Origin of the sequence: Streptomyces sp. NPDC050738, from assembly GCF_040654175.1 — a bacterium.
Lineage (GTDB): Bacteria > Actinomycetota > Actinomycetes > Streptomycetales > Streptomycetaceae > Streptomyces.
In genome coordinates this window covers 359364-377111 of sequence record NZ_JBFAHN010000001.1, presented here as the reverse complement: position 1 = coordinate 377111, position 17748 = coordinate 359364, and the positions used below count along the sequence as shown (strand labels likewise).

Annotated in this window: 26 protein-coding genes; 9 read left to right on the top strand and 17 right to left on the bottom strand. The window is 68.6% G+C overall.

The genetic code is table 11. The features are described from left to right. Positions 1–9 precede the first annotated feature (9 nt). The 3 genes from AB0H78_RS01805 to AB0H78_RS01795 all read left to right on the top strand — a co-directional run bounded on the left by AB0H78_RS01805 (position 10) and on the right by AB0H78_RS01795 (position 1578). A complete protein-coding gene (locus tag AB0H78_RS01805) occupies positions 10–417 on the top strand; it encodes an ATP-binding protein (protein WP_363232208.1) in 408 nt (135 codons plus the stop codon). Positions 418–542: 125 nt separating this feature from the next. Beyond that, positions 543–1055, top strand: a complete 513-nt coding sequence (locus tag AB0H78_RS01800; protein ID WP_363232206.1) for a hypothetical protein — start codon at positions 543–545, stop codon at positions 1053–1055. Between the two features lie 115 nt (positions 1056–1170). Beyond that, positions 1171–1578, top strand: coding sequence for a VOC family protein (locus AB0H78_RS01795; protein ID WP_363232205.1), 408 nt, complete (start codon positions 1171–1173; stop codon positions 1576–1578). Positions 1579–1609: 31 nt separating this feature from the next. Here the strand turns inward: AB0H78_RS01795 and AB0H78_RS01790 are convergent, their stop codons facing one another. Both AB0H78_RS01790 and AB0H78_RS01785 read right to left on the bottom strand, forming a co-directional pair. Continuing rightward, entirely contained in the window at positions 1610–2041 is a 432-nt protein-coding gene (locus AB0H78_RS01790) for a VOC family protein (protein WP_363232204.1), read from the bottom strand. A gap of 54 nt (positions 2042–2095) precedes the next feature. Next, complete coding sequence (locus tag AB0H78_RS01785; RefSeq protein WP_363232203.1) at positions 2096–2533, bottom strand: hypothetical protein; 438 nt, start codon at positions 2531–2533, stop codon at positions 2096–2098. 119 nt (positions 2534–2652) lie between these two features. Here AB0H78_RS01785 and sigJ point away from each other — a divergent pair, with 119 nt between their 5' ends. Beyond that, positions 2653–3543 carry an RNA polymerase sigma factor SigJ gene (gene sigJ / locus AB0H78_RS01780; protein ID WP_363232202.1) on the top strand — a complete coding sequence of 297 codons (891 nt, stop codon included), beginning with the start codon at positions 2653–2655 and terminating at the stop codon, positions 3541–3543. Here sigJ and AB0H78_RS01775 read toward each other — a convergent pair. Beyond that, on the bottom strand, positions 3540–4715 hold the full coding sequence (locus AB0H78_RS01775; protein WP_363232201.1) for a serine hydrolase domain-containing protein: 1176 nt from the start codon (positions 4713–4715) through the stop codon (positions 3540–3542). The two genes, sigJ and AB0H78_RS01775, sit on opposite strands and share 4 nt — an antisense overlap. Positions 4716–4860: 145 nt before the next feature. On the opposite strand from AB0H78_RS01775, the gene AB0H78_RS01770 reads away from it, so the two are divergent. Further along, complete coding sequence (locus tag AB0H78_RS01770; RefSeq protein ID WP_363232200.1) at positions 4861–5499, top strand: C39 family peptidase; 639 nt, start codon at positions 4861–4863, stop codon at positions 5497–5499. On the opposite strand, the gene AB0H78_RS01765 is transcribed toward AB0H78_RS01770, so the two are convergent. Together AB0H78_RS01765 and AB0H78_RS01760 are read right to left on the bottom strand one after the other, a co-directional pair. Beyond that, the gene (locus tag AB0H78_RS01765) at positions 5451–6188 is read right to left on the bottom strand and encodes a hypothetical protein (RefSeq protein ID WP_363232199.1); all 738 of its coding nucleotides are present in this window, start codon (positions 6186–6188) and stop codon (positions 5451–5453) included. The genes AB0H78_RS01770 and AB0H78_RS01765 overlap by 49 nt on opposite strands. A gap of 197 nt (positions 6189–6385) precedes the next feature. Then, positions 6386–7300: an alpha/beta hydrolase gene (locus AB0H78_RS01760; protein WP_363232198.1), complete on the bottom strand. Its 915-nt coding sequence runs from the start codon at positions 7298–7300 to the stop codon at positions 6386–6388. Between the two features lie 107 nt (positions 7301–7407). Here AB0H78_RS01760 and AB0H78_RS01755 point away from each other — a divergent pair, with 107 nt between their 5' ends. Beyond that, positions 7408–7854, top strand: coding sequence for a MarR family winged helix-turn-helix transcriptional regulator (locus AB0H78_RS01755; protein WP_363232197.1), 447 nt, complete (start codon positions 7408–7410; stop codon positions 7852–7854). 12 nt (positions 7855–7866) lie between these two features. Here AB0H78_RS01755 and AB0H78_RS01750 read toward each other — a convergent pair whose 3' ends face one another. Next, positions 7867–8253 carry a hypothetical protein gene (locus tag AB0H78_RS01750; RefSeq protein ID WP_363232196.1) on the bottom strand — a complete coding sequence of 129 codons (387 nt, stop codon included), beginning with the start codon at positions 8251–8253 and terminating at the stop codon, positions 7867–7869. Between the two features lie 103 nt (positions 8254–8356). Here AB0H78_RS01750 and AB0H78_RS01745 point away from each other — a divergent pair, with 103 nt between their 5' ends. Then, the gene (locus tag AB0H78_RS01745) at positions 8357–9106 is read left to right on the top strand and encodes a hypothetical protein (RefSeq protein WP_363232195.1); all 750 of its coding nucleotides are present in this window, start codon (positions 8357–8359) and stop codon (positions 9104–9106) included. Here AB0H78_RS01745 and AB0H78_RS01740 read toward each other — a convergent pair. Beyond that, the gene (locus AB0H78_RS01740; protein WP_363232194.1) at positions 9103–9285 is read right to left on the bottom strand and encodes a hypothetical protein; all 183 of its coding nucleotides are present in this window, start codon (positions 9283–9285) and stop codon (positions 9103–9105) included. The two genes, AB0H78_RS01745 and AB0H78_RS01740, sit on opposite strands and share 4 nt — an antisense overlap. Before the next feature lie 102 nt (positions 9286–9387). Between AB0H78_RS01740 and AB0H78_RS01735 the strand changes: the two genes are divergently transcribed. Beyond that, on the top strand, positions 9388–9852 hold the full coding sequence (locus AB0H78_RS01735) for a hypothetical protein (RefSeq protein WP_363232193.1): 465 nt from the start codon (positions 9388–9390) through the stop codon (positions 9850–9852). A gap of 206 nt (positions 9853–10058) precedes the next feature. Here the strand turns inward: AB0H78_RS01735 and AB0H78_RS01730 are convergent, their stop codons facing one another. The 9 genes from AB0H78_RS01730 to AB0H78_RS01690 all read right to left on the bottom strand — a co-directional run bounded on the left by AB0H78_RS01730 (position 10059) and on the right by AB0H78_RS01690 (position 16371). Continuing rightward, complete coding sequence (locus tag AB0H78_RS01730) at positions 10059–10283, bottom strand: cold shock domain-containing protein (protein ID WP_363232192.1); 225 nt, start codon at positions 10281–10283, stop codon at positions 10059–10061. A gap of 300 nt (positions 10284–10583) precedes the next feature. Further along, positions 10584–10862, bottom strand: a complete 279-nt coding sequence (locus AB0H78_RS01725; RefSeq protein WP_363232191.1) for a hypothetical protein — start codon at positions 10860–10862, stop codon at positions 10584–10586. A 246-nt stretch (positions 10863–11108) separates the two neighbouring features. Further along, positions 11109–11510, bottom strand: a complete 402-nt coding sequence (locus AB0H78_RS01720) for a PIN domain-containing protein (RefSeq protein WP_363232190.1) — start codon at positions 11508–11510, stop codon at positions 11109–11111. Further along, the gene (locus AB0H78_RS01715; protein WP_363232189.1) at positions 11507–11755 is read right to left on the bottom strand and encodes a type II toxin-antitoxin system CcdA family antitoxin; all 249 of its coding nucleotides are present in this window, start codon (positions 11753–11755) and stop codon (positions 11507–11509) included. Before AB0H78_RS01715 ends, AB0H78_RS01720 begins: the two co-directional genes overlap by 4 nt. A 239-nt stretch (positions 11756–11994) precedes the next feature. After that, positions 11995–12210 (bottom strand): hypothetical protein, encoded by a 216-nt coding sequence (locus AB0H78_RS01710; protein WP_363232188.1) that lies wholly within the window; start codon positions 12208–12210, stop codon positions 11995–11997. Between the two features lie 38 nt (positions 12211–12248). Next, entirely contained in the window at positions 12249–13859 is a 1611-nt protein-coding gene (locus AB0H78_RS01705; protein WP_363232187.1) for an acyl-CoA carboxylase subunit beta, read from the bottom strand. A gap of 26 nt (positions 13860–13885) precedes the next feature. Further along, on the bottom strand, positions 13886–14296 hold the full coding sequence (locus AB0H78_RS01700) for a nuclear transport factor 2 family protein (RefSeq protein WP_363232186.1): 411 nt from the start codon (positions 14294–14296) through the stop codon (positions 13886–13888). An 18-nt stretch (positions 14297–14314) separates the two neighbouring features. After that, positions 14315–15256 carry an aldo/keto reductase gene (locus AB0H78_RS01695; protein ID WP_363232184.1) on the bottom strand — a complete coding sequence of 314 codons (942 nt, stop codon included), beginning with the start codon at positions 15254–15256 and terminating at the stop codon, positions 14315–14317. Positions 15257–15285: 29 nt separating this feature from the next. Beyond that, on the bottom strand, positions 15286–16371 hold the full coding sequence (locus tag AB0H78_RS01690) for a type III polyketide synthase (protein WP_363232183.1): 1086 nt from the start codon (positions 16369–16371) through the stop codon (positions 15286–15288). A gap of 636 nt (positions 16372–17007) precedes the next feature. Here AB0H78_RS01690 and AB0H78_RS01685 point away from each other — a divergent pair. Further along, positions 17008–17337, top strand: coding sequence for a deoxyxylulose-5-phosphate synthase (locus tag AB0H78_RS01685; protein WP_363232182.1), 330 nt, complete (start codon positions 17008–17010; stop codon positions 17335–17337). 122 nt (positions 17338–17459) lie between these two features. On the opposite strand, the gene AB0H78_RS01680 is transcribed toward AB0H78_RS01685, so the two are convergent. Beyond that, a complete protein-coding gene (locus AB0H78_RS01680; RefSeq protein ID WP_363232181.1) occupies positions 17460–17654 on the bottom strand; it encodes a hypothetical protein in 195 nt (64 codons plus the stop codon). Positions 17655–17748 lie beyond the last annotated feature (94 nt).

Here is a 17748-nt window from a genome sequence, read left to right as displayed (position 1 = left end):
AGTGGTCTCATGGACGAGCAAACCCAACTCCCGTACCGCCGCGAGGTGTTCTGCCGCCGTGAGCGCAGGTCGATCCCCATTGCCCGCGCGTTCGCGCGCGACGCACTGGATGGCTGGGGCTGGCAGGACCGCGCGGCCGACGTGCTGCTCTGCGTGAGCGAACTGGCGACCAACGCCCTGCTGCACGGCGTCCCGCCCGGCCGCGGTTTCCGCCTGCACCTGATCCGGGAGGGCGAGACGCGCCTCCGCGTAGAACTCCACGACAGCGGCCCGGGCGAGATCCCATCCCCGGACCGCCCACCGTCCCCGTACGACGAAAGCGGCCGCGGCCTGCTCCTGGTGGAGGCCTGCGCCGACAAGTGGGGCGTCGCCGATCGCCGCCCCGGCAAGACGGTCTGGTGCACGTTCGACCGGTGACCGCGGGACCGCGACGCAGTGATCGCCGGTCTGACCCTGCCCTGGAGCTCAGGCGTGGTAGGGGGCCACGTCAACCTCGGTGGTAGGACTTCCCTTGCAGAAGACGAGTGGGGGCGAGGCACAGCATGGACGCAGATGTGGCGATCAGCCTGATCCGCATGGCCGGCGCAGACCGGACCTTGGCACCGTGGCAGCGCCCTTCGGACGCTTGGCTGGTCCAGTTGGGACTGGACGCCTTGATGGCTGACATCGAGAGCCCCTCCCTGCCGCTGCTGGCCGGGCTCGCGCGCAATGAGTACGGACAGGCCCCTGAACTGTTCGACCTTGTGCTGGGCGAGATGGGTCTGCTGCCGCTGGCCTCAGAAGATCTGACAAAGGCGCGATGGACCGCTGCCCGCTGGTGGGCAGCCCAGATCGTGGCGGGCCGGCTCGATCCGATCCGTGGAGCGAGGACGATCTGGTTGGAAGCTGCCGCCGAACTCGACTATCCCGATGTGCTGCAGCCCATCGTTGATCTGGCCACTGCAATCGAGCTGCTGAGCGATGACCTTCCCGACCAGGAGCGCGTCGGGGGCGACGTCACCGCCGCAGCACGAAGCTTTCTCGCCGCAGAAGCACATCAGGATCACGGTCCGTGAACCGCACCACAGCGTGAGGAGGCGTGGTGGGAATCCTCGTTCCTTCCGCAGTACCGGAGCGAATGCCGCCCCCGCAGCCGCTGCCGGCGGTGCGATCGTGTGTCAGGATCCTCGGATGCTGCGACTCACCGACTTCATCATCGACTGCCCGGACCCGATGAAACTGGCTGCCTTCTACTCCGAGGTGACAGGCCGCCCCATCAAGGAGGGCAGCGACGGGGACTGGGCCGGCATCGTGTTCGGCGAGATCGAGCTCGCCTTCCAGCGGGTGGACGACTACCTCCCCCCGCAGTGGGGCGACAGTGCGCACCCCAAGCAGTTCCACCTGGACTTCGAAGTCGACGACAGCGAGTCCGAGGGGCGCCGCGTCCTCGCGCTCGGTGCGACGCTGAAGCAGGACTTCATCGGTCCTGAAGGCTTCGGCTGGCGGGTGTACGCCGACCCGGTGGGCCACCCCTTCTGCTTCTGCCACAACAAGGGCGTCACCTGGACCGACGAGGGCCCGGTCTGGCCCACGCGCTGATCTTGGCCGTGTCAGGTGTGATCACGGAGAATCAGGTGAGGCAGAACTCGTTGCCCTCGATGTCCTGCATCGTGATGCACGACTCGTTGACGCCATCGGCGCGCTGCGTCAGCACGTGCTTCGCGCCGAGCGCCATGAGCCGTGCGCATTCGGCCTCAAGTGTGGCCAGGCGCTCGTCACCCACGAGTCCTGTGCCGACCCGCACATCAAGGTGCATCCGGTTCTTGACGACCTTGCCCTCGGGAACGCGCTGGAAGAGCACGCGCGAGCCCACACCCGAGGGATCAGTGCACGCGAAGTAGATCTCGTCATCGACCGGCAGCGACTGGTGGTACTCCTCCCACGTGGCAAAGCCCTCCGGGGCTGCCGGTACGACGTACCCCAGAACCTCGCACCAGAAGGCGGCGAGGCGCGCGGGTTCCGCGCAGTCGAAGGTCACTTGGAACTGCCTGATCATGGACATCGGCGCACCATAACAGGGGTCCTGGGCATCTCCCCACCCGTTATGGGACCACCCTCAGGCGACTTTCGCCGCCCGGGCTTCCGCTGCCCGGGCGTCCGGCGCCGACTCCACGCGCTCGACGCGCTCGGCACCCGCGAGGTTCAACGACATGCCCGTCCGCGCCAGCGCCAGCACGCTCAGCCCGAACATCAGGACACCCAGCGGGACATGAACCGACGGGACATGCTTGACGCCGAGCACGACCTGGGCCGAGGCGAGGACCAGGAATCCGGACGAGTGCAGGATGGGCCGGGCCGAGCCGCCGCCCGGCCGCCACGCCAGCACGGCGGCGAGGACGTACAGCATCGTCGCCCCGTACATCACGCGCGCTCCGACGCTGTGCAGCACTTCGCCGTACGACGTGGAGAGCAGCAGGCCGGCGGTGACCGCCTGGAAGAAGATGGCGAGGATCTGCAGGGCGATCGACACCCGCAGGAACGTGGAGCTGGTCATGGCGCGGTCCCCATTTCCCGCCCGGAAGCGGTAGATCGATAAGGTCTCATCACTCCGACGACACGGCCCCACGAAATGTGAGGCGAGACGCCGGGGGACCAGGGGGAGCGGTCACGAACATGGGCATATCCGGCATAGACGCACGCGCGGTCACCGGCGAGCGGCGCCAATTGATCAATGTGGCCTACCGGCTGCTGGGCTCGCTCGCCGAGGCGGAGGACGCGGTGCAGGAGGCGTACGCACGCTGGTACGCACTCCCGAAGGCCGGCCAGGAGGCCATCGCCGCGCCCGGCGCCTGGCTGACGACGGTGACCGCCCGGATCTGCCTGGACGTGCTCGGCTCGGCGCGGGCCCGGCGCGAGCGATATGTGGGCGCCTGGCTGCCGGACCCGCTGCCCGACCGTACGGAGTGGCCGTCCGAACTCACCGATCCCGCCGACCAGATCACCCTCGACGAGTCGGTGACCATGGCGTTCCTGGTGGTCCTGGAGTCGATGACGCCCGCAGAGCGGGTCGCGTTCGTCCTGCACGACGTCTTCCGCTACCCCTTCGCCGAGATCGCGGGCATCGTCGACCGGACCCCGGCGGCCTGCCGCCAACTGGCCACCTCGGCGCGCAGACGCGTACACGCCGCACGCACCCCCTCGGTCGCCGAACAGGCCGACGTGGTGCGCCGGGTGAAGGAGGCCTGGGAGGCCAAGAACATCAAGGCCCTCGTCGCCCTCCTCGACCCGGACGCGGTGATGACGGCCGACGGCGGCGGCCTGGTCGGTACGGTGCTGCGACCGGTCGAGGGCGGCGCGCTGATCGCCCAGTACATGGTCCACATCGCCGACAAGGCGCCGGGCCTGAAGCTCTTGGAACGTACGGTCAATGCCGCGCCGGGCCTGGTCGCCCAGTACGCCGAAACGACCGCCACGGTCGCCGCGTTCGAGGTCACCGACGGCCGCGTCACCCACATCTGGGTGGTCCGCAATCCGGAGAAGCTCCGCCCGTGGACGGGGAGTTAGGGGCACAGGGCCTTGTCCACGACGCGGTCGACATGCTCCATGACGGCCGGGTCGGACGGCTGGGTGGTCACCGCGACATTGGCGGCACGGCGGCCGCCTTCGGTGGCGCCGCCCCGGGTCTCGTAACCCGTGGTGCTGCCGCCGTGGCCCCAGTAGACGCCGCCGCAGGACAGCGGCTTGCTGACCAGGCCGAGGCCGTAACGGGCGCCGGGGCCGAAGTAGTTGGCGGGGACGGTGGTCCGCATCTGGGCGAGTTGGGCCTTCGGGAGGAGGCGGCCGGCCAGGAGTGCGCGGTAGAAGCGGTTGAGGTCGGAGTTGGTGGAGATCATCTGGCCTGCCGACCAGCCCCAGGAGGGGTCGAACTCCGTGACGTCGAGCGGGGCGCCCGCCGCGTCACGGTCGTAGCCGTGGGGGTGGGCTTCGCGGATGGTCGAGTCGCCGGGGGCGGGGAGGTAGGTGTGGCGCAGGCCGATGGGCTTGATGATGCGCCGGTCGAGCTCGTCGGCGTAGGAGTGGTGCGTGACCTTCTCGATGAGCATGCCGGCCAGCACGTAATTCGTGTTGCTGTACGCCCACTTCTTGCCGGGCTCGAACTCGGCCTTGTGCGCGAGGGCGCGGTCGAGGAGCTCGCGCGGGGTGTAGGGGCGGGGCTCGTCGTCGAGGTAGGCGACGTAGTTGGGGAGTCCGCTGGTGTGCTGGAGGAGCTGGCGGACGGTGATGTCGCGTCCGTCGATTCCGTCGCCGCGGACGAGGCCGCGGAGATAGGTGTCGATCGAGGTGTCGAGGCCGATCTTGCCTTCGCCGACCAGTTGCAGCACGAGCACCGAGGTGAACGCCTTGGTGTTGCTGCCGATCCGCACCTGCCCGTCCCTGGGCACCTTCGCGCCGGTGGCCAGGTCGCCGATCCCCGCGGTGTAGGTGACCGTGCGCCCCTTGAGGTCCTTCAAGCCCTTCAGGCCCTGGACGCTTGCGAGCGCGGCGGGCACGCCGTCGTACTCCACGAGCGCGTTCAATCCCTGGCGGACGGTGTCCGGCTGCCGCGTGGCGACGGCAGATGCGGCGGGCTGCCCCAGGAGGCCCACCGCCAAGATGCCGGCGGTCAGTACGGCCGCGCGTCGCCCGCCCGCCTGCCGCCCGGAGAAACGGAACTTCTGCCTTGCCTGCCCACGCACGAACCAACCTCCATGGAGACGTCGGAAATCCAGCGGTATCCGCCGCCTCCAGCATTTCCGGCCGTGCCCGCGCCGGGCGATCCTGCTGGCCGCCCGGCTCCGGGTGGGGATAACCCCCGGTCAGGCCCTGGGCGACACTTGGCCCATGCCCGAAGCCGCACACCTCACGTCCGTCCCGTACTACGCCCAGTGGGAGTCCGCAGACCTGGTGGACAGAATCGTGTCCGGCGAACTGCCCGCGAGCGCCGACCCGCTATGGCCCAAGTCCGGTGCGGAGAGCCCGGAGGAGTGCGCGTACTGGTCATGGCGCCTGTGCGGCATGGCCTGCCTGCGGATGGCCCTGGACCACTGGAAGGGCACCGCACCGCCCGCGGTCTCCCTCGCGGAGGAGTGCCTGGAGGCAGGTGCCTACGTTCGCCACGAGGACGGCCGCCTGGACGGCCTGATCTACGCACCCTTCGCCGAGTACGCCCGCACCCGCTGGTCCCTGTCAGCGGAATGCCGCCCGGACCTCCCGGCCGCCGAGCTGCCCGCCCACCTCGCGGCGGGAGGCCTGGCGATGCTGTCCGTACACCCTTCGATCCGCGAGCTGCACCCCGAACCCCCGCACAAGGGCGGTCACTTGGTCCTGGCAGTGGCAGCCGACGAGGACAACCTCTACGTCCACAACCCCTCCGGATTCCCGGGCCGCTCCCAACGCGCAGCCGCGGTCCCCTGGCCGGACCTGGACCGCTTCTACGCAGGCCGGGGCGTCTTCCTGGGCGCGATGCCCGACGCCAACTGACGCCTGCTCCGCTCGTATCGAACGAGGAGCGCCATCACCCCGGTCACCGCGGCCGGCACCGTCACGAACACGGTCCACCACGGGATACCGAGCCAGACCGACGCGAGCCCCACGCTCAGGCCGGCGCAGAGGTCGGTCCAGGCCAGCCACTTGCCGTACGGATCCCAGACGAAGGGCGCGTAGGCGGCCGGCCTGACCAGGCGGGCCGCGCCGAACACCAGCAACTGTGCTGCGAGGAGCGCGGCGAGGACGCCCAGGGAAGTGCCGAACTGGAGTTCGTCGCGGGGCGCGTCACTCGTGTTCTGGCGGACGCCGTCCTTGCTGAGGACAACGATGTCCCGACGCCAGACGGTCGCGGTGACCGTGTCGTCGCGGTGCAGCGTGTCCAGGAGCGGCCCGGGGTCGCCGAAGTCCACGGTGCTGTGCCAGGAGGCGTCGTCGGGGTCCTCGAGCCTCGCCGTGTAGTGCGAAGCCTTGCCCGCGTGCTTGATCGTGACCTTGGTGACCGTGAAGTACCACGTGCTGAGGCAGTCCTTCGCCGCTCTCTCCTGCGCGGTCGCCCGCGCAGGGCACGGCCCGGCCGCCTGGTAGTGCTCGTAACGATCCTGCTGCCCCGGCACCCACACGGTGAGCGCCAGGAAACTCAGCACGGCGCACACCACGGCCGGCACGATCAACGCAACGCCCACGAGCCGCACCCGCCCCGGCGGCGTCCTTACGGGACTGCCCGTGCTGCCGCCTGTGGCCCAAGCCCGATCATCCATCGCCGCCCCCGTAACCCCAACCCCGACCCCAGCCCCAACTTCACGCGCTGGAGCAGGCTTAACACCCGTTGCCTGCTCCATCAACCCAAATTTTCTTGACCATGTGCCGGCCGCCTCGGACGTCAGTGGGCCGGTGCGAGACGGTCGGCGCCCAGGTGCGTGGTGAGGAAGCGGGCGGCGCGGTCGAGTGCGGCGTCGGCCTCGTCGAGGCGGCCGTAGTTGAGCTGGTAGACGTGGGGAAGGCCGGCCCCGATCTCGAGGGTGACGTCGACGTCGTCGGCGCCCGCGCGGCCGGCCAGCCGGACCGCGTCGTCGAGCAGCACCTCGTTGGACCCGACCTGCACGAGAAGCGGGGGCAGGCCGGTGAGGTCGGCGAACACGGGGCTGGCGAGGGGGTGCGCGCGGTCGGCCGTGCCGGCGTAGAGATCGGCGTAGGCGCGTACGTCGGACGCGGTGAAGATGGGATCGGCGTCCTCCTTGGAACGCATGCTTCCGCCGGTGAGGGTGAGATCGGCCCAGGGGGAGAAGGTGACCACGGCGGCCGGTTGCGGCAGTCCGGCCTCCCGGGCGGCGAGCAGCGTGGCGATGCTCAGGCCGCCGCCGGCGGAGTCACCGGCGATGACGAGGTCCCGGGGGTCGGTGCCCGCGTCCAACAGCTCGCGGTAGGCGGCGAGTCCGTCGTCGACGGCTGCGGGGAAGGAGTGTTCGGGCGCCAGCCGGTAATCCACCGATACGGCTCGGAGCCCGGCGCGACGGGCCAGTTCACCGGCGAGTCCGGCGTGGGTGTCAGGTGAGCCGATGACGTATCCGCCGCCGTGCAGGAAGAGCAGCCGTCCGGGGCCGGAGGCTTCGGCGGGGATGAGCTCCAGGGCGGGCCGACCGCCGAGGACGGTCCTACGGGTGGCGACGCCATCCGGAGCGGGCCTGCCGACACCTGCGGCGAAGCCGCTGCGCTGCTCCTCGACCGTGGGCGGCGTCTCGCCGCGCGGGACGGAACGGAGCAGGGCATCCAGGGCGTCGCGCTGCTGTCGGGACATGGTGGCCTCCGTGGCTCGGGATGAGAAGATGGATTCCCAGGAATCCATCTGTCAGAGTTAACCACATTCCAGGGAAGATGATTCCTGGGAATCTATTGGAGGTTTTGGTGAGCCACATCACATCGGTCTTCACGGATCTCGTCCGCGTCGAGACCCGGCTCTACAACGCCGTGAACGCCCACCTCAACGCCGAACACGGTGTGAGCCTGGGCCAGTTCGAGTTCCTGGAGATCATCGACCGTGTACCGGGGTGCCGCGTGCTCGACATCGTCGGCGAGCTGGCGATCACCGTCGGGGCCGTCAGCAAGGCGGTCGACCGACTGGTGGCGGCGGGCTGGTGCGAGCGGGTCGCACACCCCCAGGACCGCCGCTCGTCCGTCCTTCGCCTCACCCCCGAGGGCAAGAAGAAGCTAAAGGCTTCCCGCCCGGTAGTCGCAGCCGAACTCACGTCCCTGACGGCGGCGGTCCCCCCGGACGACCTGGCCCGCGTGGCCGCGACCCTGGCCACGCTCCGCGCGGCACTGGAGGCCGGCTCGCACGGCCAGCCGGGCTGAGGGGCAGGGCCGCTAGTCGGCGGTACATCCCCAGTAGCCGACCTCGTGCGGCTCACCGTCCCGGTACAGCACGGTGCACCGGCCTTTGCCGCGGCTCGGGAACAACCCCTGGACGCTGTCGGGCCGGACGTCCAGCGCGGCCTGCCATTGCGCGTGCGTAGGCCGACCGCCGGGAAACCACTGCCGTATCTCCTCCGCGTTCAACGGCCGCATCATGGCGAAGTCGTCACTGTCGTAGGCGTCGATGAGCGAATAAAGGTCGAGCACGGACGCCGTACCGCCGGTCAGGATGTACTCCTGCCAGTCCGCGTCCTCCCACAGGTCGACGATGTCGCGTCCCGGAAACCCGTGGTCGTCCCGCCCCAACTCCACCCGCTGTGCGGTCCGAAAGGCAGCCACCGCATCCGCTCGATACGGACCGGTCGCCGCCCACTGGTCTCCTAGAGCGCACCACTGACATCGGCGGCAGCCGCCAACAGCACCCGAAGGCCGAGCCCACCTCATGCACTCCACCGAATCCCCCGCACGCTGCCGGCTCGCGACCGCCCTGGACAACCTCGCGGTCACCTTCCGCGGCATGACAGCGCACCCCGACGAGGTCAACTGCGAGTGCCATTGGGGCAGTTCGGAAGAGCTCGCGCTGCTGAAGACCCCGGACGTGGAGCTGGACCAGGACCTCCTGCGCAGAACCTGGCAGGCCATCGACTGGACCGACCACGCAGCCGTACTGCGCCGCATCCTGCCGCAGTTGGCCACGGCCCTGGTCGAGGGCCGCGTGGATGCTCTTTACGGCCTGGCGGAGGCCGGGGACTCCTTCGCCCGTGGCCGCTGGCAGGAGTGGCCCGAGGACCAGGCCGGTTCCGTACGCGAGTACCTGCAAGCCTGGTGGGCACTGAGCCTCACGGACCCGGACGCGCAGGTCCCAGCCCACCAGGTCTTCGTGATGTGCGCCGAAGCATCCGGAACGGTCGGCCCCTGGCTCGCCGACTGGGAGGCCCGACCCGGCGACCTCAGCGACCGGCGCCTGGCCGAAGCGGCGGCGGAATGGGAGTACGAACTCCGCGGAGACTTCCTGCCGTGGTCGGTCGGCTGGCACGAACACGACGAGGAGGAGATGCGCACCGAACTGGTCACCTGGCTCCTCGGCCCGGGGGCGAAGCGACTCCGCGATTCCGGGGCCTCCACGGATCTGCAACAGCAGGTCAAGCGACTCGGATTGACCGGCGATGCCCGCTGGACGGACCCGGCCTAACCACCCCGCACGGCGGCGTAAGCGTCCACCAGCAAGGCGAAGCCGACCGCGCCGAGGGCCGCGGCGACGCCGATGCCGATCACCGCGACCGCGACACCCAGAGCGATGACCATCGTGACCCGTGTGCGGCGCACGGCCGAGTGATACCGGGTGTCGTCGTCCCAGTCCTGATCAATCATGATGCCCCCGGAAGCCCAGAAGAGGTACAGAGGGCCAGCGCCCTGCCTACCCGTCATACTCCACTACATTGAACATGTTCAAAAGACATGCCACTATGTGCCATGTCCACCGTGATCACCACCCCTTGGCGCCGACTCGGCCGTGTAGGCGTGTGCCTCGCCGATGCCATCGGTCGCTATCTGCTGACCTGGATCGCGGCATGGTTCGTATACGCGCTGACGGCCCCCCGCCAGCACGATCTCGAGTCCTACCTACCCCGCACCCGCACCCGCTCGTACTGGGAGGACACCGCCCACTACCTGTGGGGGGACGACTCCATCGTCGGGGTGGGACTGCTGGTGGCCGCCCCCTCGCTGCTGATCATCCTGCTGTTCGGGCTGCTCAACAAGCGCAAGGGGATGGAATTCCGCATGCGGTTGGCGGGCCTGCTCCTCCTGCCCACGTGGTTCCTGCTGTTCCAGAACTTCGCAGCGCTGCTCTTCATCCCGGCCCTGACGCAGATCGCCTTCGCACTCTGCCTGATGCCGGTCCCCCTGGTCCGCTTCCCTGCACTGACGGCGGACTGATTGGGGATGCTCCGCTGACCGAGACGCCTTCGCCACCCGTCCACGCCTGTATGTCGGGCCGCCGCAACGAGAGTTGGTACAGCGACGCGTCCCGCCGGCTGAACCGGCACCCGGCTACGAGGCGCGCGCCCTGGCGTCGGCCCCCGGGGAGACGGCACGCGAGCGGCACACCAGGCGGACACAAGCGCACCGCTGTCATGTGGAGGTCAGGCAGGACGAAGCACGATGCTCACCGCGCGGTAGTCGTACCCATCCTGTTTGAAGCCGGGGGCTTCCCAGGCAAGGTCCACCTGCTGTCCAGGGGCCAGGGTGCGGAACCCGGTCATCTGTACGTCGGCGTAATGGCCGAAGCAACCACCGGGCGTCTCGGGGCAGTCGAGCACCCCCCGCCCCTCCTCGTCACTCCACTCGCGGACAGTCGCCATCACCATGGGGCACACCCTATGGAAAGGCCCAGAAATGGTCCCGCGAGCACTCCTGATTGTGAGTCGCAGTGACTAGGAGTGCTCATGTGGATCCTGGCCGGTGAAACGTTGGTGACAGGTGCTGGCCTTCTCGCCCTGCGATGGCGTATACCCGGGTTCGTTCAGTTGTCGGCCTTGAGCGTCGGGGCGCTGGTCTTCGCGGCTTGGGCTGATCGTAAGCAGGACGGGGACAGCGTCAGCGTGCTTGACCGAGGTCGGTGGAATCTCAATGGTCGAGTCGAGAGGCTCCACCAGTAGCCGGCGCTGTCAGAGATCGGTGTCCGCGGCTAGTTCGAGTACGTCTATGGCTTCGTTGTGGAAGCGGCGTTCGGCGTCGCGGCAGGGGGCGTTGAGGAAGGCTCGTTGAGCTTCGGCGAGGTCGCAGTCGAGCAGGCCCTTGGTCACGAGCACGGCGTCCACCCCGTGACATCCGTTGTCCTTGAGGAACTGCTGGAGCGCGTTCCGGTCACCGGTGGTCTCCCAGAGAGGCCGGGCGGTCTCCTGCATGGCTGCGATGCGCGTGGTTCGTTCTGCTGCGATACCCACGGGACCGCCTCTCTGGAGTGGCCCGCAGGCTATCGCCAAGGGGCACGCGGTTCCTGAACTGGTCTGGAGAACAAAGAAGCCCAGGGACGCTGGCTCGGGGCCTAGTCGTGGAGCGAGTGGGTGATACGTGGTGGTGGGCCCCATTCTGCGAGGTACCCCAGGAACCCCCGTTCACGGCTGTTGACCGTTCTGCTGGGCATGGATGGGCACGATCGGCAGCGGTGTTGCGGTGGCCGGACTGGTGAGTCAGAGGGGGATGATGCGGACCTGCCTGCCGCAGAGTTTGGTCATGTCGTCGCTGTCGGACGTCAGCAGGGCGACCGGCTCGGGCTGGCGCAACGCGACTTCGGCCACCGTGGCGTCGATGGCGTACTTGTGCCCATGCAATCCGGCGCCTTTGAGGAGCGCCGCTGCTGCCTTGGCCGCTTGTTCGGTGACCGGCTCCACCTTGATGCGGGCCAGAGCCCAGTTCAGGCGGGGGATGTTGGTACAGGAGTGGCTGACTTCCACGATGGTGTTGGCCCCGATGACGAGGTCGGCTCCCATGTCGTGGAAGACCTGCAACATCGCGAGAAACTTGCGGTCCTGTGCGATCCAGGCGGAGAGCCCTTCCGAGTCCAGGACAACGGTCTCGATGCGCTCGCTCATGCGGCGTCCGCGTCCTTGGAGGAGCCGGAGGCACCGAAGATCTTCGAGTGAACTTCGGCGAGTTCCTCGTCGCTGAAGCGTCCGTGCTCTTCCTCGTGGCGTTGAAGGTCCGCGCCCAGCAACTGGTGCCGGATCTGGCGAGCTACGGCTTCCGCCACGTATCCGGAGACGTTGTCCGTGAGCTTGCGGAGCTCCGCCACCTGGTCGCTGGGCAGCGTGACGGTGATACGAGTCGTTGAGGACATGAAACAAGCATACTGGAGTATGCGCGGGCGGGCTCGCCATTGCCCACCGGAATGCCAGAAGCCTGCGGATACGTTCGGCACGCCAGGCGGCCCGGTACAAAGAGTTCAGATCACGTTCGAGGACGGCAATCCATTCGGCGCGGGTCGTGTCGAGATCACGAATGTCCCTCAGGCTGCCGTCGAGAGGGAAGACATCGCACATCCACGTCTCCGGCAGGCACCGCGCGCGGGTGCCACGCTCATCGGCATGGAGGGCGAACGTGCCCGGGGTTGGTCCAGGCGCGGGGTGGCTGATAGGCGTCGCTGGGGGTGAGACGTGGGGTGGTGTTCGCGACGGGTGTCGCCAGTTTCAGGCTCAGTGCGGCAACCACGGCGTCGCGTTCTTCTGTGGTCGCGGACCCGGTGAGGACGACGAGGTCCTGGTCGATCCGGGCCCGCAACGGGGTTGCGGTCATGGCGGGATCCTCCACGGGTCGGGCGCGGGCAGGCACAGTCAGAGCGGGTTGATGCTGTGCTTGCGGTAGGCCAGGGGGGCCTTCTTGGAGTGCAGGGTGGCGAGGGTTTCGGCGATGATGCGGCGGGTGTCACGGGGGTCGATGATGTCGTCGACGTAGCCCAACTCGGCAGCCCGTACCGGGTGCATGAGTTCGTCGCGGTAGCGCTGGGCGTACGTCGCGCGCGCCGTGACGGGGTCGTCGGCCGCTTCGATCTCGTGGCGGAAGATGATCTCGGCAGCGCCTTCGGGTCCCATCACGGCGACCTCGTTGGTGGGCCAGGCCAGAGAGAGGTCCGTGCCGGTGGCCGGGGAGTCCATCACGATGTAGGCCCCTCCGTACGCCTTGCGGACGATGAGCTGGATACGCGGGACCGTGGCCGCACAGTAGGCGTGGAGGAGCTTCGCGCCGTGGCGGATGATGCCGTTGCGTTCCTGTCCGGTGCCGGGCAGGAATCCGGGGACGTCGACGAACGTGACGAGCGGGATGTTGAAGGCGTCGCACAGCCGGACGAATCTGGCGGCCTTCTCCGAGGCGTGGATGTCCAGTACGCCCGCGAGATGCAGCGGCTGGTTGGCGACGATCCCCACGCTCTGACCGCCGATCCTGGCGAGACCGCACAGGATGTTCGGCGCCCAGCTCTCGTGGACCTGGAGGAAGTCGCCGTCGTCGACGACCTCTTCGACGATGTCGAGCATGTCGTAGCAGCGGCTGCTGTCGGTGGGTACGAGACCGACCAGTGCGTCGTTCGAGCGGTCGACCGGGTCCGCGATGCGGTAACCGGGCGGCGGTGTCTGGTTGTTGTACGGGATGAACGAGAGCAGGCGGCGGACCTCCTCCAGACAGCTCTCCTCGTCGTCGCAGACGAACTGGGCGATACCCGAGCTGGTGCCGTGCATGTCGGCGCCGCCGAGCTCCTCCATGGTCACCTCTTCCCCGGTGACCGCCCTGACGACATCGGGTCCGGTCAGGAACATCTGGCCGATGCCACGGACCATGAAGACCGCGTCGGTCAGGGCCGGGGAGTAGGCGGCTCCGCCCGCACAGGGGCCCAGGATCACGCTGATCTGCGGGATCACTCCGGAGCAGCGGACATTGCGCAGGAAGATCCCGCCGTATCCGTTCAGGGCCGCGACGCCTTCCTGGATTCGGGCGCCCGCACCGTCGTTGAGGCTGATCAGCGGGGCGCCGGCCGCCTCGGCGAGATCCATCACCCGGTGGATCTTCGCGGCGTGGGTGGCGCCGAGGGATCCGCCCATGATCCGGAAGTCGTGGGCGTAGACGTATACCGTGCGTCCCTCGACGGTGCCCCATCCGGTGACGACTCCGTCGGAGTGGGGCCGGTTGTTCTCCAGGCCGAAGCCGGTGGCCTGGTGGCGGCGCAGCGCCTGGAGTTCCCTGAAGGAGTCCTTGTCCAGGAGGAGTTCGAGTCGTTCGTACGCGGTGAGCTTGCCGCGCCCGTGCTGGCGCTCGGTTGCCTCATCGTCGCCGCCCGCGCGGGCGGCGGCCTTGAGCGCGGCGAGGGATTCGCAGCGTGTGCCCACCGATGCGTCGACGAGGCCGCTGTCCAGCTGGTCGGGTGTGAGCTGTGCCGGGGTGGTGTCTGTCATCGCGTGCTCCTCGGAGGGCGGGCGTGTCAGAGGCGGCTGGATTCGGGGGCGACGAGCGCGGCGAGGCGGGCGGGGTCGTGGTTGTTCTCCCAGTGCTCGGTGATCCGGCCGCCCTCGAAACGCCAGAGACCACAGAAGGAGTCGGCGAAGTCCTGCCCGCCGAACCGTGCGACGAGGGTGCCCAGCACGGTGCCGAAATGGTCGTTGGCGGTGATGTGCTCCACGTCCATCACCAGCGTGCCCGCGCTGTTCTGGATGAGATTGCGTTCCCACTGGAGGGCGGCCTGTCTGCCGACGATGTCCGGGGTGCCAGGGCAGGCACGCTGAATCGCGGGGTGCAACACCATGTCGTCGGTCGCGTATTCCGCGATCGTGGTGAGGTCCTCGTACAGAGACCTCAGCAGCAGGACGTTGGGGTGAATCCGGTCCTGGGTCATGGCGTCCGTCCTCCCGGGTCAGTGGGCGTGGGCCGGCTCCGGGCGCCAGATGTCCATGTCCGCGGCATCGACCGCTTCGGTGATGGCGGTCATCTCGCTCTCGCTGAAGGTGAGTTCAGCGGCGCGCAGGTTCGCCTCCAGATGGTCGACGGACGTGGTACCGGGGATCAGCAGCGTCGCCGGCGAGTGGTGCAGCAGCCAGGCCAGGGCGAGTTGGGCGGGGTTGGCGCCGAAATCGGCGGCGATCGGTGTCAGCGGGCTGTCGGGGCCGACCAGTCCGCCGTGACCGAGGGGGAACCAGGGGATGAACGCCACACCGTGCTCCTCGGAGTGGCGCAAGACGTCCTCGCCGACGCGGTCCGCGATGTTGTAGAGGTTCTCCACCGCGGTGATCCGCGCGTGCGCCGAGGCGTGGGCCAGGTCGTCGAGGGTGACGCCGGGCTGTCCGGACAGTCCGATGTGGCGGATCTTGCCTTCCTGCTGCAGCGCGACCAGCTCGCCGAACTGATCGGCCAGCGGGACAGTGGGGTCGATGCTGTGGAGCTGGTAGAGGTCGATGCGCTCCACTCCGAGGTTGAACAGGCTCAACTCGACCTGCTGGCGCAGATATGCGGGCCGGCCGAGCGGCACGATGTACGGATCGCCTTCGCCGGCCCAGTCGGTGGGGCCGGTGCGCAGCAGCCCGCCCTTCGTCGAGATGACCAGATCGTCGGGGTAGGGGTGCAGCGCCTTGCGGATGATGCGTTCGTTGTCGCCGGGCCCATAGGAGTCGGCGGTGTCGATGAAGGTGACACCGAGCTCAACTGCACGGCGCAGGACGGCGATCGCGTTGTCCGGGTCCGTGGGCGGGCCCCACATTCCGGGTCCGGTGAGGTGCATCGCGCCGTATCCGAGGCGGTTGACGGTGATGTCGCCGCCGATGGTGAGCTGGGCGGGCGGACGCGTCTGGCTGGTGTTCATCGCGAGGTTTCCCTTCGTTGTGACACGGGTCAGTGGGCGGTCGCCGGTTCCGGCGTCGGCGTGCTGCTGCGGGTGAGCCAGGTGCCGAGGGTGATCTCGGCGGTGATGCCGGGCCCGAACCCGGCGATCAGCCCGCGTGCGCCGTGCGCGACGGTGCCGGACTCCCAGGTGCGGCGCAGTGCGTCCAGGACGACGGCCGAGGCGATGTTGCCGTGCTCGGTGAGCGTCGCGCGGCTGTGGTCGAACTTGCCGGGTTCGACGTCCAGGAAGTGCGAGAGATCGTCGAGGATGCGCGGGCCGCCGGCATGGATGACGTAGAAGTCGAGATCGGTGGCATCCCAGTCGTGCTCCGCCGCCACGGCACGCAGGGCGGGGGCCAGTTGCTCCATCGTTCCCGGCACGCGGCGGTCCAGCAGGAAGTGGAAGCCGGTGGACTTCACCGCGTACGCGATCCAGTCCTCGGTCCCGGGCACGAGGCGGGTGCCGTTGCGCTCCAGGCGCACCCCCTGATCGCCCTCGGAACGTACGACGGCGGCCGCGACAGCGTCCCCGAACAGACCGTTGCACAGCAGATTTCCCACGGTCACGTCGTCGGGCTGGTAGCAGAGCGAGCAGAACTCGCAGGCCACGATGAGGACGTCCGAGCCGGGGTGGGCCAGGCAGAAGTCATGGGCCCGGTTGATGGCGGCGCCGCCTGCCGCACAGCCCAGTTGTGCGATGGGTATCTGCCGTACGTCGTGGCGGAAGCCGAGCGCGTTGATCATCCAGGCGGTCAGGGAGGGCATGGTGAACCCGGTGCACGACACGTAGATGATGGCGTCGATCTCGTCGGCCGCGGTCCCCGCCTGTTTCAGGGCGCGGTCGACCACGTCGGGAATCCGGGCCTTGGCCTCCCGTACGTAGACCGAGTTGCGCTCCTCGAAGCCGGGATGGCGCAGAGTCTCCTCAATGGGCTGTACCAGTTGGCGAGTTGCCACCCCGGTGTTCGTGATGAGCTTGAGCGCGAGGGGGAGTTCGTCGTGGTCGGCGTGGATACGTTCCGCCAATTCCAGCGTCTCCTCCAAGGTGATGGTGTGTTCGGGAACGGCCACCGCAGGACAGCACAAGACGGGCATGGACCATCTCCTGAAGTCGCCAGGAACGATGCAGGCAGCTCTACGCCGATCGGCTCTGCCCCGGCCGGGTGCCGAATGATGTCGGCGAGCGTTCCCAGCCTGCGCTCGATGCATCGATCCCGGGTACTCGACCAATGTTCGAGGCCGACCGGCACATCCGCCACTCGGGCCGACCAGGGCATATGCCAGATCTCCCGCCCGCCACCCACGACCCGCCCTGGGCGTACGGCCCACGCGCTGGAGGGGGGTGACGTGGACAAGTCAGCTTGTTGCTCGCAGTCCGTGGCAGGTTCATCGGTCAGAACAAGATGGTGGCGCACAGTGTTGCGGTGCGCGGACACGTCGCCGCTGCGGCACAGGTGGCTGCGCTCGCTGACGCAGGCCACGGCGGCGCAGCGTCAGGAGGAGGCTGTACGTCGTACGGACTCCTCGTCAAGGCGTGCGCGGTCACCCGCAGCAGCCGGCCAGTGAGTTGGTCCGGACTGGTCCGGACTGGCGCGGTGCACGCCGTTCGACGCGTACGCGCCATAGGCCTCTTCCGCGCCCTGCCCCCCACCTCCGGTGCCGGAGTACGTCGACTGATCAGCACCGGAAAACTGCTGGTTGGCTTGCGCCGGTTGTCGGTAGGTTGCGCACATGGCCCATGGCAAGACCTCATACGTTTGCCTGCCCTGCCGGGCGTCGTACAAGCAAGCCCATGACCTCACGCGGCAGCGGCTCTGTCCGCGCTGCGCCGAGCCGCTGATTCACGCCGGGTCGGCGTTCGCCGCACCCCGCCGTCGGGACATCGCAGCGTGGCGGACCCTTGCCGTACTGCTCAACGCCGGTGTCGGATTCCACAAGAGCTGCTGCGGTGGCCCTGGGTTCCGCCCCCGGACCATGCGGGAGATCCGCGAACGGATGACATACGCCCAGCGCAGCGGCGAACCCTACGCCAGGGCACTCTCGCGCTATCAGGTGCCCTGACCCGCACCACCCGACAGATGAACGCCCCGCGAAGCCGGCCCAGGTTGGCCGCCTCACGGGGCGTTCTCGTGCTCCGCACGTCCAGCTGAGCGGGTTTCCTGTTCGTGTTGGGCACGACGTTCTCACCCCACCGCCCGGCGGGTCCGGTTGAACAACTTCGAGCGGTTCGAAGCGCGCAGCGGCTTGCCCGTGCTGGTGCCGAAGACCAGCGCCCGGGGTCCTCGGGTACGTACTCCTGGAGGTGCTCGGAGCACGTTGGCAGGGATCAGACCGTCCCGGACAGCGGCGGCGAGGAGCGAGTACAGCGTGCGGTACATCCGCGCCACCGTGTCAGGGGGTATCGGGCTGCCTGCCGCTTCCCATGTGGTGGCAACGTCCGGGCACAGCTGGTCAGTTGCCTTCACCTCGTAG

What these genes read in the sequence shown, in the direction of transcription:
- AB0H78_RS01805 (WP_363232208.1), top strand. Translation starts at nt 10, where the DNA reads ATGGACGAGCAAACCCAACTCCCGTACCGCCGCGAGGTGTTCTGCCGC.
- AB0H78_RS01800 (WP_363232206.1), top strand. Translation starts at nt 543, where the DNA reads ATGGACGCAGATGTGGCGATCAGCCTGATCCGCATGGCCGGCGCAGAC.
- AB0H78_RS01795 (WP_363232205.1), top strand. Translation starts at nt 1,171, where the DNA reads ATGCTGCGACTCACCGACTTCATCATCGACTGCCCGGACCCGATGAAA.
- AB0H78_RS01790 (WP_363232204.1), bottom strand. Translation starts at nt 2,041, where the DNA reads ATGTCCATGATCAGGCAGTTCCAAGTGACCTTCGACTGCGCGGAACCC.
- AB0H78_RS01785 (WP_363232203.1), bottom strand. Translation starts at nt 2,533, where the DNA reads ATGACCAGCTCCACGTTCCTGCGGGTGTCGATCGCCCTGCAGATCCTC.
- sigJ (WP_363232202.1), top strand. Translation starts at nt 2,653, where the DNA reads ATGGGCATATCCGGCATAGACGCACGCGCGGTCACCGGCGAGCGGCGC.
- AB0H78_RS01770 (WP_363232200.1), top strand. Translation starts at nt 4,861, where the DNA reads ATGCCCGAAGCCGCACACCTCACGTCCGTCCCGTACTACGCCCAGTGG.
- AB0H78_RS01760 (WP_363232198.1), bottom strand. Translation starts at nt 7,300, where the DNA reads ATGTCCCGACAGCAGCGCGACGCCCTGGATGCCCTGCTCCGTTCCGTC.
- AB0H78_RS01745 (WP_363232195.1), top strand. Translation starts at nt 8,357, where the DNA reads ATGCACTCCACCGAATCCCCCGCACGCTGCCGGCTCGCGACCGCCCTG.
- AB0H78_RS01740 (WP_363232194.1), bottom strand. Translation starts at nt 9,285, where the DNA reads ATGATTGATCAGGACTGGGACGACGACACCCGGTATCACTCGGCCGTG.
- AB0H78_RS01735 (WP_363232193.1), top strand. Translation starts at nt 9,388, where the DNA reads ATGTCCACCGTGATCACCACCCCTTGGCGCCGACTCGGCCGTGTAGGC.
- AB0H78_RS01730 (WP_363232192.1), bottom strand. Translation starts at nt 10,283, where the DNA reads ATGGTGATGGCGACTGTCCGCGAGTGGAGTGACGAGGAGGGGCGGGGG.
- AB0H78_RS01720 (WP_363232190.1), bottom strand. Translation starts at nt 11,510, where the DNA reads ATGAGCGAGCGCATCGAGACCGTTGTCCTGGACTCGGAAGGGCTCTCC.
- AB0H78_RS01715 (WP_363232189.1), bottom strand. Translation starts at nt 11,755, where the DNA reads ATGTCCTCAACGACTCGTATCACCGTCACGCTGCCCAGCGACCAGGTG.
- AB0H78_RS01710 (WP_363232188.1), bottom strand. Translation starts at nt 12,210, where the DNA reads ATGACCGCAACCCCGTTGCGGGCCCGGATCGACCAGGACCTCGTCGTC.
- AB0H78_RS01705 (WP_363232187.1), bottom strand. Translation starts at nt 13,859, where the DNA reads ATGACAGACACCACCCCGGCACAGCTCACACCCGACCAGCTGGACAGC.
- AB0H78_RS01700 (WP_363232186.1), bottom strand. Translation starts at nt 14,296, where the DNA reads ATGACCCAGGACCGGATTCACCCCAACGTCCTGCTGCTGAGGTCTCTG.
- AB0H78_RS01695 (WP_363232184.1), bottom strand. Translation starts at nt 15,256, where the DNA reads ATGAACACCAGCCAGACGCGTCCGCCCGCCCAGCTCACCATCGGCGGC.
- AB0H78_RS01690 (WP_363232183.1), bottom strand. Translation starts at nt 16,371, where the DNA reads ATGCCCGTCTTGTGCTGTCCTGCGGTGGCCGTTCCCGAACACACCATC.
- AB0H78_RS01685 (WP_363232182.1), top strand. Translation starts at nt 17,008, where the DNA reads ATGGCCCATGGCAAGACCTCATACGTTTGCCTGCCCTGCCGGGCGTCG.
- AB0H78_RS01680 (WP_363232181.1), bottom strand. Translation starts at nt 17,654, where the DNA reads ATGTACCGCACGCTGTACTCGCTCCTCGCCGCCGCTGTCCGGGACGGT.